Origin of the sequence: Mucilaginibacter sp. PAMC 26640, assembly GCA_001596135.1 — a bacterium.
In the GTDB taxonomy this organism is placed as follows: domain Bacteria; phylum Bacteroidota; class Bacteroidia; order Sphingobacteriales; family Sphingobacteriaceae; genus Mucilaginibacter.
The window spans coordinates 4972970-4987070 of the sequence record CP014773.1; the positions used below are offsets into that span (position 1 = coordinate 4972970).

20 protein-coding genes are annotated in these 14101 nt (G+C 44.3%); 9 read left to right on the forward strand and 11 right to left on the reverse strand.

The genetic code is table 11. The features are described 5' to 3' along the window. The first annotated feature begins 183 nt into the window (after positions 1–183). Positions 184–954 carry an enoyl-CoA hydratase gene (locus A0256_21410; protein ID AMR33811.1) on the forward strand — a complete coding sequence of 257 codons (771 nt, stop codon included), beginning with the start codon at positions 184–186 and terminating at the stop codon, positions 952–954. 20 nt (positions 955–974) lie between these two features. Here the strand turns inward: A0256_21410 and A0256_21415 are convergent, their stop codons facing one another. The 5 genes from A0256_21415 to A0256_21435 form a co-directional block, all read right to left on the reverse strand. Then, a complete protein-coding gene (locus A0256_21415; GenBank protein ID AMR33812.1) occupies positions 975–1775 on the reverse strand; it encodes a hypothetical protein in 801 nt (266 codons plus the stop codon). 134 nt (positions 1776–1909) lie between these two features. Continuing rightward, positions 1910–2845, reverse strand: a complete 936-nt coding sequence (locus A0256_21420) for a hypothetical protein (GenBank protein AMR33813.1) — start codon at positions 2843–2845, stop codon at positions 1910–1912. 96 nt (positions 2846–2941) lie between these two features. Beyond that, on the reverse strand, positions 2942–3148 hold the full coding sequence (locus A0256_21425; protein AMR33814.1) for a hypothetical protein: 207 nt from the start codon (positions 3146–3148) through the stop codon (positions 2942–2944). A gap of 209 nt (positions 3149–3357) precedes the next feature. Next, positions 3358–3651, reverse strand: coding sequence for a hypothetical protein (locus tag A0256_21430; protein ID AMR33815.1), 294 nt, complete (start codon positions 3649–3651; stop codon positions 3358–3360). A gap of 15 nt (positions 3652–3666) precedes the next feature. After that, a complete protein-coding gene (locus tag A0256_21435; protein ID AMR33816.1) occupies positions 3667–4584 on the reverse strand; it encodes a molecular chaperone DnaJ in 918 nt (305 codons plus the stop codon). 107 nt (positions 4585–4691) lie between these two features. On the opposite strand from A0256_21435, the gene A0256_21440 reads away from it, so the two are divergent. After that, positions 4692–5780: a hypothetical protein gene (locus A0256_21440; protein AMR33817.1), complete on the forward strand. Its 1089-nt coding sequence runs from the start codon at positions 4692–4694 to the stop codon at positions 5778–5780. On the opposite strand, the gene A0256_21445 is transcribed toward A0256_21440, so the two are convergent. Beyond that, on the reverse strand, positions 5781–6473 hold the full coding sequence (locus A0256_21445) for a hypothetical protein (GenBank protein AMR33818.1): 693 nt from the start codon (positions 6471–6473) through the stop codon (positions 5781–5783). It lies immediately after the preceding gene. A gap of 80 nt (positions 6474–6553) precedes the next feature. On the opposite strand from A0256_21445, the gene A0256_21450 reads away from it, so the two are divergent. The 3 genes from A0256_21450 to A0256_21460 all read left to right on the forward strand — a co-directional run bounded on the left by A0256_21450 (position 6554) and on the right by A0256_21460 (position 7886). Then, on the forward strand, positions 6554–6889 hold the full coding sequence (locus tag A0256_21450; GenBank protein ID AMR33819.1) for a hypothetical protein: 336 nt from the start codon (positions 6554–6556) through the stop codon (positions 6887–6889). A 44-nt stretch (positions 6890–6933) separates the two neighbouring features. After that, positions 6934–7443, forward strand: coding sequence for a GCN5 family acetyltransferase (locus A0256_21455; GenBank protein ID AMR33820.1), 510 nt, complete (start codon positions 6934–6936; stop codon positions 7441–7443). Positions 7444–7526: 83 nt separating this feature from the next. Beyond that, positions 7527–7886 carry a hypothetical protein gene (locus A0256_21460; GenBank protein AMR33821.1) on the forward strand — a complete coding sequence of 120 codons (360 nt, stop codon included), beginning with the start codon at positions 7527–7529 and terminating at the stop codon, positions 7884–7886. 81 nt (positions 7887–7967) lie between these two features. Here the strand turns inward: A0256_21460 and A0256_21465 are convergent, their stop codons facing one another. The 3 genes from A0256_21465 to A0256_21475 form a co-directional block, all read right to left on the reverse strand. Next, positions 7968–8180 carry a hypothetical protein gene (locus A0256_21465; protein ID AMR34642.1) on the reverse strand — a complete coding sequence of 71 codons (213 nt, stop codon included), beginning with the start codon at positions 8178–8180 and terminating at the stop codon, positions 7968–7970. 211 nt (positions 8181–8391) lie between these two features. Continuing rightward, positions 8392–8622, reverse strand: coding sequence for a hypothetical protein (locus A0256_21470; protein AMR33822.1), 231 nt, complete (start codon positions 8620–8622; stop codon positions 8392–8394). A gap of 59 nt (positions 8623–8681) precedes the next feature. After that, the gene (locus A0256_21475) at positions 8682–9155 is read right to left on the reverse strand and encodes a hypothetical protein (GenBank protein AMR33823.1); all 474 of its coding nucleotides are present in this window, start codon (positions 9153–9155) and stop codon (positions 8682–8684) included. A gap of 275 nt (positions 9156–9430) precedes the next feature. On the opposite strand from A0256_21475, the gene A0256_21480 reads away from it, so the two are divergent. After that, a complete protein-coding gene (locus A0256_21480; GenBank protein AMR33824.1) occupies positions 9431–9634 on the forward strand; it encodes a hypothetical protein in 204 nt (67 codons plus the stop codon). A 51-nt stretch (positions 9635–9685) separates the two neighbouring features. After that, on the forward strand, positions 9686–9961 hold the full coding sequence (locus tag A0256_21485; GenBank protein ID AMR33825.1) for a hypothetical protein: 276 nt from the start codon (positions 9686–9688) through the stop codon (positions 9959–9961). 77 nt (positions 9962–10038) lie between these two features. On the opposite strand, the gene A0256_21490 is transcribed toward A0256_21485, so the two are convergent. Continuing rightward, the gene (locus tag A0256_21490; GenBank protein ID AMR33826.1) at positions 10039–10896 is read right to left on the reverse strand and encodes a hypothetical protein; all 858 of its coding nucleotides are present in this window, start codon (positions 10894–10896) and stop codon (positions 10039–10041) included. A gap of 222 nt (positions 10897–11118) precedes the next feature. On the opposite strand from A0256_21490, the gene A0256_21495 reads away from it, so the two are divergent. Together A0256_21495 and A0256_21500 are read left to right on the forward strand one after the other, a co-directional pair. Beyond that, positions 11119–12429 carry a hypothetical protein gene (locus A0256_21495; protein ID AMR33827.1) on the forward strand — a complete coding sequence of 437 codons (1311 nt, stop codon included), beginning with the start codon at positions 11119–11121 and terminating at the stop codon, positions 12427–12429. 48 nt (positions 12430–12477) lie between these two features. Then, positions 12478–12687, forward strand: coding sequence for a hypothetical protein (locus A0256_21500; protein ID AMR33828.1), 210 nt, complete (start codon positions 12478–12480; stop codon positions 12685–12687). 108 nt (positions 12688–12795) lie between these two features. On the opposite strand, the gene A0256_21505 is transcribed toward A0256_21500, so the two are convergent. Further along, entirely contained in the window at positions 12796–13809 is a 1014-nt protein-coding gene (locus A0256_21505; GenBank protein ID AMR33829.1) for a hypothetical protein, read from the reverse strand. Positions 13810–14101 lie beyond the last annotated feature (292 nt).

Genomic DNA, 14101 nt, shown 5'->3' on the forward strand with positions numbered 1-14101 from the left:
CAATGGTGACGGATATCACTTTTATGGTATTTTTTACTGATTTTAACCGATTGATTCTATCGTGTTTGTTAGTGTCAAAGATTTTTGGCTATTATGCACAACGTCCTGCGATGATGCAAAAATAGGCGATGATATAAAAGATATGTATCCTTGTATCCTATTGCATGAACTAAGCTTACCACTATGAGCAAACCAGAAAATGGACACGTAACCCTGAACATAGGCGACGATGGTATTGCCACCGTCAGCTTTTATCACCCGGCGCAGAATGCTATGCCGGCTGGTTTATTAAAAGAACTTGCAGAATTGATCACTTTCGCAGGGATCGACTCCAAAACACGTGTGATTGTACTAAAAAGCGAGGGCGACCGCACTTTTTGTGCCGGTGCCAGCTTTGACGAACTATTGCAGATAAAAGATAAACAGGCCGGCGCCGAATTCTTCTCAGGCTTTGCCAATGTGATCAATGCCTGCCGTAAATCGCCAAAGGTCATTATAGCGCGGGTACAGGGCAAAGCCGTTGGCGGTGGCGTAGGTTTGGCCGCCGCAGCAGATTATTGCCTGGCTACCGAATTTTCATCCATCAAATTAAGCGAACTGGCAATTGGGATCGGGCCGTTTGTGATCTCCCCCGCGGTTACCCGCAAAATTGGCTTACCGGCATTTTCGCAGCTTACTATACGCGCGGTAGATTTCCAAACCGCGCAATGGGCAAAGGAAAAAGGATTATACAACGAGGTTTATGCTGACATTCCCGCTTTGGACGAGGCCTTAAAAAACCTCACCCAACAGCTAGCGGCCTATCATCCCGATGCCCTCGGCGGCCTCAAACAGATCTTTTGGGAAGGCACAGAGAATTGGGACGAGTTGCTCGCCGAACGCGCTGCCATTAGCGGGGAATTGGTACTATCAAAGTTTACACAGCAAGCTTTAAATGGATTTTTGAATAAATAGCCAAAGCATGCAAATTTAAATTACAATGATTTATCAGCAGGTTTTACAACTAATCCCTGTGATGGCACCCACTTATCATATTCCATATAAACAGCGGTCTGGGCCGCAATTTCTTCGCCCCTTATTTTAGCAACCAGGTGTAAGGCACCATCTATACCGGCAGAGATCCCGGCGGTTGTAATTACTTTACCATTATCTACAAAACGTACGTTAGCCAGTACTTTAGCCTTTGGCGTTTTAAGTTTTAGCTCATCTATGCTGGAATGAAACGTAGTTACCGTTAAGCCATCCAGCAAACCTGCCTTGCTCATAATGAAGGCACCGGTACAAACCGAAAAATAATAGGATACATCCTTTTGACCTGTCAGCCAGCTAATCACTTTTGAATTGTTACTCGCCACATCGGAGTTTCCTCCAAAAAAGGCAACAATATCTGCATGCGGTGCATCATCGATACTGTAATCCGGCGTGATCTTTAATATTCCCTGCGCTTTGATCTGCCCATGAGTTGCCGACACCGTAAAAACGTCAAAACCTGAATTGGCAAAAACTTCCATTGGCCCGGCAAAATCCAATACCTCTACTCCATCCTGCAGGTAAAAAGCTACCTTAAACCGCTTTTGATTGTTTAGGTGTTGCGCTGCAGTTTGCTTAATGAGTGCCATGCCACAATGAGGGCAAGAGCCCGGCTTATCGTAAGCCACACTATCGCACGTACCACAGGGAGGGCAATAATATTTTATCGGGTCTTGCGCTTTTAATCCACTTACCAAACCAAAAAACGACACTAACACCGTGAATAACAATCTCAACTTTTTCATAATTTCTTTATTGATACTTTACATCAAAATTAGGTATGAAAAACGCTCCAACCCGGCCATCTACGCGCAGTATTGGGTCATGATTTGTTGAATGAGGACCAAAATGCAGCAGCTACTAACCTGCCAGTACCAAACTAGATCTTTCCTATTATCGTCCGCAATTGATTAGTGCTTTTAAGTCCGCAGCTCTGGGCAGTTGCCTCGATGGTATGCCCTTCGGCAATCAGCTGTAATGCGCGTTCCCTGCGCAAGCTGGTGGTATAATCGCCAATACTTATCCCTGTAGTTTTACGAAACTGCCTGGTTAAATTCCTTGGACTCATGCAAGCCGATGCAGCCAGATCATCAATGGTTAGCCGGACACCCAGCGACTGGGACAACAAATCCTGTACAGTGTGCACGCGATGATCCAGATGATTGCGGAATTGCATAAATGCACTGAGCTGCGGGTCGGATTCGGTACGCCGGGTATAGATCACGATCTCCTTGGCAATTTTGGCAGCGAAGCCCGATCCGAAAATCTCCTCCAATAAAAATAAGGCCAGATCTATGCCTGATGAAACACCTGCGCTCGTGAAAATACTACCGCTTTTTACGAAAAGGCGGTTTTTTTGGAGCAATGCTTTGGGGAAACGTTCATGAAACCGATCGGTATATTTCCAATGCGTAGTACATGCTCTTCCGTTAAGCAACCCTGCTTCGCCCAACAAAAAAGCGCCGGTACAAACGGAGCAGATCAATACACCCTTTTCATATTGATCTTTCAGCCAATATTGAAATGCCCTGGAAGATTCAAGAAAAATATGATCCATCAGCAGTTTGGCATCCAATCCGGGTACAAATACCAGGTCGCCCGCAACAAGTGTAAGCTGATTATAATCGATAAGGTTAGCTAGAAATAAGGTACTGCTGCTTTGAATCCGATCTTCCTTTTGGTGCACATTGCAAAAATTCAGGGTCACATTTGCGCCGTAATCTTTTGCCTCATAAAAAACATGAGCCGGGCCCGTGATATCCAGCAGATGTACCCCGGGCGGGATAACAAAAACGGCTTGAAGACCTATTCCCATATATCCAAACTTAGTAAATTTATATCACCGGCTTTACGAAAAAAAGAGCTGCCTGAAATAACAGGCGACTCCTTCTATCTTTAGTACATTTTTGGCTTAATTACCATCTCCGGCCATAAGCATGCCCGCGGCCATGAAACCCACGGTTGTAACCACGGCCATGATAACCGCGATAAACCGGCCTGTAATATCTCCTGCCGTAATATGCTCTGCGATAGCCACCACTGTAGTAAACAGGGCGGTTACGATATGGTGGTTGTGGGTAGTAAACAGATTGTGGATAATAAACCGGCTCCGGCGCATAAACCCTTCGGTACGGCTCAGGATACCCTATGTGTACCCCTACCCTAACCTGTGCTTTTGCAAATTGTGCCGAAGCGATAAGGACCAGTGCGACTATCGAAAATTTGATGAATTTCATGACTATAATATTTAGTTAAATTCTTGTTCGTTTGCAGGTATGACTGCGTTTCAACACAAGGGTTTAAATAATTATGTCAAATTCCTGGTCATCAATCTTCATAAAGCCGCAAACGGCTCCTTAACGAGGACACTTCCTGCTGCATATTTTCAAGTTTATTAAGTAGGTTATCTATTACCGCAATGCCGGGTTCATTAATTTCCAGCTGGGTGTGCAGGCGCGCCAGGCGCTCCAATTTTTGAATATTATCTATTGGTATACAGCTGGTTTGGTTGATAACAGTAACTTCTATCAGTCCGGCCTCCTGCAAATGATCTACAAAAGTATATTCCACATTGTGGTAAATACAAAAATCGCTGACGGTTATTAAATTTTCAGTTTTCATAGGCTTAAATTTTTATCAGGACTTAGCTAATTCTTCAAATAATTGCTTTTGCTTTTCGGTCAATTGGGTTGGGATCTGCACATTATACGTTAAATACAGATCGCCGAATTGGTTGTCCTTTTTGTAAAAAGGAACACCTTTACCTTTCAACTTAACCTTTGTGTTGTTCTGCGTACCCGGCGCAACTTTCAGTTTAACTTTACCGGTTAGCGTTTCGGCAGTTATTTCGCCACCCAGCACTGCTGTATACAAATCAAGGTTAATTATGCTGTTAAGATCACCACCTGTGCGTTTAAAGTCGGGATCATCCGGTATCGTGAACTTAATGTAGAGATCACCTGCGGGCCCACCGTTAGTCCCGGCTGCGCCATGGCCTGCAATTTTGATCGTCTGTCCGTTCTCTATCCCGGCAGGAATGGTTAGGCGGATGCTTTTTCCATTTACGGTAAGCGTTTGCTTTTTTGATGCTAATATATCACGCAGGCTCACCTGATAAGTGGCGTTCAGATCCTGCCCGCGATACCGCTGCGACTGCCTGCCGCCGCCGCTGCCACTTCCCGGCGGCCCTCCGCCAAACATCGAACCAAAGAATTCGGAAAAATCCCCGCCGCCACCGCCGAAATCGTATCCGCCAAAATCCTGCTGACCACCACCACTATAGGTGTTTTGCTGCCTTTGCTGCTGCTGGGCCTGCTCATAGGCTTCGCCATGCTGCCAGTTTTCTCCGTACTTATCATATTTCTTCCGTTTCTCGGGGTCGCTTAAAACCTCATTAGCTTCGTTAAGCTGCTGGAAGATCTTGTTGGATTCCGCATCATTCGGGTTCAGATCCGGATGATGCTTACGGGCAAGCTTGCGGTAAGCGCTTTTAATTTCTTTTTCCGAGGCTTTTTTATCTACCCCCAGTATTTTGTAATAATCTATAAAGGCCATAGCAAATTAAGGTTGTAAAATAGTAAACCTGCAAATTGCAGGTAAGTTTTAATTCCTGCAGCAAGTTACAGCAACATTATATAAATTACAGCCTGAATAAACTTAATATGACCACGATCACTAAAATTGCCGGAGATGACAGGACCAACCCGACGGCCTACCTCAATGTACTGCGAATTTTCGCCTGCCTGATGGTGCTTACCGTACACAGCGGCGAATATTTCTACATTACTGCCGAAGGCGGCATAGCGCCTGTTCATAATGTTTGGGTAAACCACTATGGCAGCCTGATGCGGGCCTGCGTACCGCTGTTTGTAATGATCTCGGGGTATTTGCTGCTACCCATTAAGGAATCGACATCCCAATTTTACAAAAAGCGCTTCTCAAGGCTGCTGATTCCTTTCTTGATCTGGTCATGTATATACGCCATCGTGCCTTACCTGCTGGGAACCGATACTGCCCAAAAAATGTGGACCAATATTGCAACCATCCCGGTTAACCTCGGCCCAAATGCCGGCCACCTTTGGTTTGTTTATATGCTGATAGGGATTTACCTTTTTATACCCGTTATATCGCCATGGGTTCAAACCGCGTCGCAAAACTTCAAGTTGTTCTTCCTGGCTATCTGGGTTTTCACTTTGTTTTTACCCTATATCCGCACCGTTTACCCCGAGGTATTGGGGGAAGTTTTCTGGAACAAGTTTTCCAGTGTTCATTATTTTTCGGGCTATATCGGCTACCTGGTGCTGGGGCATTATATTAAAGCTTATGTACGTTGCTCGAAAGCAGCCATCATTATCACCGGCTTGTTGCTGGTGATAAGCGGATACCTGATTACACACGAGGTATTCAAACACCAATGGCCAACAGCCAAAACTTTGCCGGAACTGGAACTATCCTGGGCATTCCCCACTATAAATGTGGCGCTGATGGCAACGGGGATGTTTCTGTTATTTAGTTTGATCAGGATAAAAAGTGCCCGGCTGGATAGGTTCCTTGCCAAATTCTCCGGACTTACTTATGGGATGTATCTGGCACATATCCTGGTATTGCAGCAGCTCTATGGCCCAATTAACAACTGGCTAAAAGCGCCCATGCTGGTCATCCCGGTATTGGCGCTGACTACGTTTATGGTCACTTATATCGGCATAAAGCTGCTATCGTACCTGCCGGGGAGCAAATACATGGTTGGCTAACTAAAAACTGGTAGTAACCATCAACTGCCAAACATTTGTTTTGGCGCTGCCATCAATCTCTTTTTGATACCAACACATATAGCCAAACTCGGTATCTATTTTCTTGCTCCACCGGTAACCAAGCGATATAAATGATCGGTTCTGATCAAAGAAACTGCCGTTTACTTTGCCCTTATTTTGCACGTTGAGGAAAATTTCGTTTTGGATGGCGGTGTACAATCCTTTCGTAAAACCGGTATCGGCAATTAAAGGGATTTGTGCGCTGATAAATCCCCGGGATCGCTGGGAGAAAGCAACCTCACCCTCTTCTTTTACAAATCGTTGTTCCTGGCGGAAGCGGGCACTCAACTCAACTTTCCCTGCCTTGAAATTATATAAATACTGCTGATAAGTACGGTTTTCGGCCGACTGGGTACGTTCGCCATCTTCATGCATCCAATCGCCCTTGTAGGCATACCCTAATGCTACAGCGTGTTTTTTATTGAAGTTATAGTTTAATGCGCTGCGTAATAACAAGGCCGAAAAATAATCGAAGCGGTCTGCAGACCGGAGCTGCACATCGGCCAGGATGTCAAATTTAGACGAGATCTTTTGGGTATGCGAAAGGAAAAACCAACCGGTGTTTTCCGTTTGTGCATACGCCTTCACCACCAATATTGTAATTATGGCTATAGTTGATATAATTTTTTTCATACTAAAATTCCTCTAAATAACCATTGCACGTAAATGTTGTTGTACATTTTCGCATATATTTAAACCATATTATTCAATAAATGCAAGCCAAAGTTTTCCAGTCTTTTTCCGAAATCGATACCAAAGAAATTGCCCCTGGCTTTTTCTCCAAACTTATCCATACCGCCAACAACACAATCAACTTTATTGAGGTAAAGGCAGGTTGTTCTGTGCCGGACCATAGCCATATACATGAACAATGCTCTTTTGTAACCGAAGGGCAATTTCAGCTTACGGTAGATGGGCTGGCACAAGTGCTGGACGAGGGTATGTTTGCGGTGATTCCTTCAAACGTACGGCACAGCGGATTAGCAATTACAGACTGCAAACTGATAGATGTTTTTAGCCCTGCTCGCGAAGATTATAAAATGTTATAGACCCTACGGTCATAATTTATAAGTTTGCCGATTATAATTTGATTATGGCTATAACCCGTGCTACACTTGCTGATGTACCAGAACTTAATGCGTTGGTTAACGCGTCTTACCGCGGCGAAACATCACTAAAAGGATGGACCACTGAGGCTAATTTGATAGACGGACAACGCATTGACCCAGCCAGCCTAACAGAGCAGATAAACGACCCAAACGCGGTTATACTCAAAAACACAAACGATGAAGGGCAGATCACCGGCTGCGTGTACCTGCAGGATCGCGGAGCGAAGCTTTACCTGGGCATGCTCACTGTTTCGCCCGCTTTACAGGCAAATGGTTTAGGCAAATTACTGTTAGCAGCGGCTGAGGATCATGCGCGCTCAACAGGTTGCAAACTAATCAGTATGACGGTTATCACAACGCGTTATGAGCTCCTTAATTATTATGAGCGGCGTGGCTATCAAAAAACCGGCGAAGTTGTGCCTTTGCTGATCCCGGAAAAGTTTGGCATTCTAAAACAGCCACTAGATCTTTTTATATTGGAAAAGGCCATGTAGATTTAATTTCTTTTGCAATTTCTTTGCTTGACCATGCAACCCTACTTAAATAAAGTGCGTCATATAGCTTATAAGGCGCAAGTATGGAGCACATCAACCCGCAATTGAAAGATTTTATTGTTGATTATTGCAACAAATACAAGGTGCAACCCATCGACGCTGAAAACCTGCATCCCTGCACCAGCATAGATCTCGACCTGGATATTGTCGATATTGAGATTGACCTCTTTATCGATGATTTTGCAGAACACTTTAAGATAGACGCATCCAAATTTACATGGTACAAATACGGTTATCCTACCGGTTCGGCAAAAGTAAATGTCCTTAAACTGCTTTTTGGTTATAGGCGCCGCTGGGTAAAAAAGCTCGCGGAGCGCTGGTACACCCCCAAACTACGTATCAGCACCTTACAACGAGCGCTGCAAACCGGCAAGTTGCTTTAAAATTCAACGGTCTGCTTCGCTCTTCCCCTCTTCAATAAATTTGACCGAATTTCCTGACCTGCTAATTGGTACACAGCCGGACTAAGACTTTTTAGCGGTAGCCACAACTATTATCCCGCCAACTAATAAAATACCGCCTAAATAAGGCGGCCAGTTTACTGTTTTTTGTCGGTCGGCAGAGATTTGAATGGGTCCTGCATCTATAAGCTTTTCTTTCTTAGTATAGGTAAAGCCAGTCCATATCAACATGGCGGCACCAACAACAATGAGTACTATTCCAATCGTTCTGTTCATGATTTCTTTGCTTAAGTAATTAAGGAAAATAGCACTGATTGTGTGGATAATAGCAGATAGTGTATAATTGTTTGCAAAGGCTGGTACATTGCCAAATGCAATGGAGCGCATGTCTGCGACAGGACAAGAAATCTATGCGCTTGAATGAAAGCATGGTTATCCCTTTTATTGAAATGCGGGCATTGCTTTATAAAACTGGGCTGGCTGCGTTTTAATTTCGTCCCATCATTTTGAGGTCGTAATCATTCTCGTAGAGTACGGTGTTGTGAATGTTCCAGTCCTCTATATCAATTATGCCGGCTACCGTTCTGTAGTGCAGTTCATCATTAGGGCACCTCACTTCGTAGCCCTGCAGCCCTGCATGGGCAATGATAGGGCGCGCGCCACACTCCCGGCAAAGCTTACAATAAATAGACTTGGGAATGTTTACGTAACCCCTCATACAGGGTATACGTATAGCCTCGGAAGATGGTTATAAAAATTTCGAATAAATTAAAAAATTTATTTCGCGTCGTTTATCTCAATAAGGTAACCGTCCGGATCGTTGATGTAAACCTGGTTAACGCCATCTACCCGGCGTTCTACTTTGCCGGTTTCACCCTTCCAGTTACTGTAAGGGATATTCATGGTATTCAGCCTGTCAATAAATGCGGCAATTGCCGGTACGCTAAAGCATAAATGCACCCCGCGTGGGTAATCGGCCTTTGGGCAATTACCCTGGATAATGTGCATTTGCAACTTCGGGCCAATGCTGTACCACGTATGTACGGTATCTTTAAAAGGGTTAGGAATAATTTTGAGCTGTAAAACACCTGTGTAAAATTTGTTGCTCACTTTAAGGTTAGCCGAGCATAGCGCAGCATGGTCAAAAGTGGCTTGTGCCGAAGCAGTAAAGGGCAGGGCGAACAGTATACCAAGGACAAGAACTTTAAAAGAATTTGCTCTTAGTGATTTAACGGAAGCAATTGAAGGCATGTTATATTTGGTTTATGCTGATAAATATACAAGCGCATTATCCTATCTCCTAATTTTTGTTGTAACAAATAAATGTGACAAGAATAATTTAATGTTTCCGGAAGACTGACTGGATAACTATTCATTCTACATTACAAACGTTTCAAACCGTGTTGATGCCCCGGGATGAGGGTCCTTTGTAACGATTATGTGATGGGCCATGCTTCAGACTAAACCTTGCCACTGCCGATGAGTTTAACTTATACAACAACAGAAATTAACTAAAATATATAGTTATGAAAAACGACATCAAAAAATTATTAGCACTGCTTTTATTAGGCACTGCAGCAATATCGGGTTGTGCCATAGATAACGGCAGGTATCACAGGAATGACCGTCATGGCAGAGACCGCAATCATTATCACGATAGCACCCACGGCGGTTATAACAATGGTTACAATGATCGTGATCGTGACAATGGTTATTACAACAACCACTAAAGCAACATTAATAAAACCTACTCATAAATTGTATCATTTAAAATAAACATCATGAAATATCTTAAAGTATTAGCCATTGCATTAATAACCATGTTTGCCGTTGAAGGCGCAAAAGCACAGGTAGTGGTTCGTGCCCGTGTAGGTGCACCCGTTAGAAGCCGTACCGTAGTAGTAAACAGGCCTGTATATCGTCGTACGATGGTAACACGCCCTGTTGTTTACCATCGCCCTTATCGCCGCACGGTAGTGGTTGCACGCCCGGCGTATCGCCGGTCAGTAGTATATCGCCACCCTCGCGCCAGACGGGTAGTTGTTAGACGCTACTAATCATTTAATACATCATGAAAAACGCCTTCCGGATAACCCGGAAGGCGTTTTTACTTTCTATCTGATCCATCTCAATTTTATGGCTTAGCAGCATTAGTTAACAGCACCCAATCTACATATACCAGTGCTTTGCCTGCTTTAATTTTATTTACTGATGACTGGGACAGACCAAAATAGGGTTTGGTAACTTTATTAACGCCATTAGGGTAGCCACCGCCAATTGCGAAGTTTATAATAAGAAATTTGGGGTTATCAAATGCCCAACGGCCATACTTTTCAACCTTTGCTTTGGTTACGATGTAAGTTATGCGGCCATCAACCTTAAATACTATTTTACCGGCAGTCCAATCTGCGCTGTAAACATGCCACTGGGTAACATCAAAACCTTTTGGGAAATGCGCGCGGTAAGCCAGCGGTGTGTTGCCGAAATAGCCGGGGCCATGCAATGCGTTGCTCGTCCAGCTGCTATCGCCAACGGTTTCCATCACATCTATTTCCCCGCAATCCGGCCAGTTGCCATTACCCAAGGCCCAAAACGCCGGCCACAAGCCAGCGCCGGCAGTCATCTTCATCCTTGCTGAAAAGCTGCCGTAGGTAAACATCATTTTATCCCGGGTATTGATCCTGCCCGATACAAAATCATATTTTTTTTGCTCTTTAGAAGTGTGCCCCGGCTTATAAACCGCCTTTAAAACCAAGGCTCCATTATGGGCCCCTTCAGTTTTGCCGCCAACCACATACAAGGTAGCGGCAGAATCTATATAGGCCTGCTGCTCATCATTAACAGTGTTACCGGTAACTTCCACGTTCCACTTGCCGCGGTTGAGCTTTCCGGAACCAAAGTCGTCGAAAAATACAGTATCGCGTTTGGCATGCTGCGCAAAAGCAGCAGTAGACAAGGTAACGGCAAATAAAGTGATCAGTGATTTTTTCATTGATTTTATAAGATGGCTAATTTTCTGATTATTAAGGAACTTGTCAATGGTAGCGCAACATATAATGAGCGCGTATACAAAGATCACAAACGTTTTAAATTTTCAAATAAGAATATATTTTGTGATCTCTGGCTGGCACCCTGCCGAAATCCCGTACACTCCAAACATTTTTTCCCAAATAACCTTTAACCTTTATCTTGCTAACTTAGCCACACAAACTCTATGCATAAAGGCGGTTTTTTAAATGTGTTCATCTATATCACGGGTATAACCCTGCTGATGGATTGGTATGTGTTGTCCGGGCTGAGCAGCTTAACAAAAAGATGGGCATCGCGGCCTTTGCGGCTGGCGGTGCTTTGGGGCTACGGCCTTATTTCAATCGGTGTAACTATAGTCTTCATGGCCGGTTTTGGCAGCTACAATACCGACAAGGGGATGACACCCTTTCCCGAATGGCGATTGAGCTTGCTGCTCACTTTGTTTGTTACCAAGCTCATCTTTGTCATCGTGCTTTCACTGGGCGATCTTGGGCGCTTCGCTTATGGTGTTGGTAATAAGTCCATCAATGATCAAACAGGCAACAAGCCGTTTTTTCCTGAGCGCCGCAAATTTATTGTGCAAATAGCCCTGTTTTTGGCCGCTGTGCCATTCAGCGGATTCATCTATGCCATGTTTCGCGGTAAATATGATTACAAGGTACACCGGGAAACAATTTATTATGATGAATTGCCGGAGGCTTTTGACGGCTTCACTATTACACAATTATCAGATATTCATTCAGGGAGTTTTGATAATACCAAGGCCATGCAGCGCGGTATCGACCTGGCTAACGCGCAGAAGTCCGATCTCTTCGTTTTCACCGGCGACCTGGTAAATAATGCCGCCTGGGAAATAGAACAATACATTGATAGGTTTGGTCAACTCAAAGCCCCTTACGGCCAGTATTCCATACTCGGCAACCACGATTATGGCGACTATGTTACCTGGAACAGCGATGCAGAGAAGGAAGCCAATTTGGCTAAATTAAAAAAACACCACGCTGATTTAGGTTACCGGTTGTTGCTGGATGAAAATGTGGTGATAGAAAAAGGCGGCCAAAAGCTCTCACTCATCGGCGTAGAAAACTGGGGCCGCAAGTTTGTACAAAAAGGCGATTTAGATAAAGCGTTGAAGGGAGCTGATCCAAATGCATTCAAAATCCTGCTCTCTCATGATCCTACGCATTGGGAGGACAAGGTTCGCTATCATCCAACAGATATTCATCTCACACTATCGGGACATACACATGGTGCGCAGTTCGGCGTGGAGACAGCCGGCTTAAAATGGAGCCCTGTTAAATATACTTACCTGGATTGGGCGGGCCTCATCAACCAAAAGAACCGATACTTATATGTTAACCGGGGATTTGGCTTTTTAGCTTTTTCCGGAAGGCTGGGTATTTGGCCCGAGGTTACGGTGATAACGTTGAAAGCCAAATCTAAATCATCTTCAAAGGGAAAGGTTAAAAATCAGCAACACCAATCTTTTGTTTAGGGTTTGAGATCAGCCAAACAAATACCCCTGCTCAATCCTTAATAAAACATGGAAAAGAAAAAAATCGGTACCGGAAATTCAACTGCTGCGCGTAGGAATGATCAGGGCTTTGTAGAAACCATGAAGCCGTTCGTTCATTTCGGCGTTAAAGCTATGGCTGTGATTGGTAGTGCCCTTGTAACTATTGTACGCAATATCCCCAAGCCAGAAGCGGAAAAGCCTAAAGCCAGTAAGGATAGAAGAATTATAAAGATATAGTAATTTTAAGTTAAGCCTCCCAATTAGGATGCAGCCGCCAAACTCCCTGTAAAAGCCGGGAGGATGCATTCGTTACGCTTTTCGGACTGACGGAATTTCAGGCTAAGCTTAACTTAGCCATTTTCCAAACTCGTAATACTTGGATATTTTGATGCCGATCTTACTGCCAACTTTGTGTTTGCCTCTATCGTAATTGATTACGCGGAGGGATACCTCATCCTTCTCGATCACCAATTCTTCAAAGAATCCTTTAAAAAGTACTTGCTTGACCACCCAGCCTCTGTTTGCCCTCAGGCCGCCTATGCTGATATGTTCGGCATAGATCACTACCGTACCGCGTTTTGATTTGATACCGCAAACCGAGGCCTGGTCAGCGATTAATTCGCTACAGCTTACCAGTATTTTTGCCGTATAAAGCAATTTGGGCGAATGATATAATTTCTCGGGCGCACCGTATTCTACAACCTCCCCTTCTTTTATTACGATGAGTTCATCTGCCATAGAGAGCAGTTCGGCCGGGTCATGCGACACAAGGATAACCGTTACGCCCCACTCCTTCACTACCTGGCGGATATCGTGCTGCAGATCATCACGATAGTTGGCATCTACCTGGTTAAAGGGTTCATCAAGCATCAATACCTCGGGCCGGTTAATCAATGCCTTGGCAATTGTTACCCTTTGCTTTTCGCCGCCGCTTAGCTTGCCAAAAGCCTGTTCTTTTAAACCGTAGATACCCAGCAGGTTAAGCGCCTGGGTAGTTTTTTGCAACTGGTAGTTCACATCTTCCTTCGGCAATCCGGCGCTTACATTATCCCAAACGGAGGCGCTCATACTCATATCCCGGTTATCCTGCGATACCATGGTGATCACGCTGTGGGCATCAGTAAGTCGCTCGCTGCGAAGCGGAAGTATCTGTGAGTTAAAAAACACATCACCCGAATCAGGCTTTATACTTCCGCTCAGCAATTTAAGCAGGGTAGTTTTTCCGCTGCCGCTCTCCCCTACTATAGCCGTTATTTTTCCCCTCGGAATAAAAACGGTAATGTTATTTACCCCGGTAGACTTGTCCCCAAAGAAGTTTTTGGTTATCGATATGGTTTCCAGTATCAGCTTGTCGTTCATAAATTAACCAGGGGGGATTTATTAACCAAACCTAATCTATAATAACCTATCAGCCAAAAAATGTGGAAAACTGAAGCGGGAAAGTAGGTGCGCTGGCGGATTTCCGATCAGTAACCTCCGGGATTAAAGACCAATATTTTTTCAATTCTGGAGGAGTTACGTGTTTATAGCTAAAGTATCAATTTTATAACAGCCTCCGTCGACACCGCCTTTTTTAGTGATTTCACTGGGTGTCAAATTTCCAAAAGGTTTCAAATTTTCTTGGTTTACCTTTTCCATCCATTAAACCTTG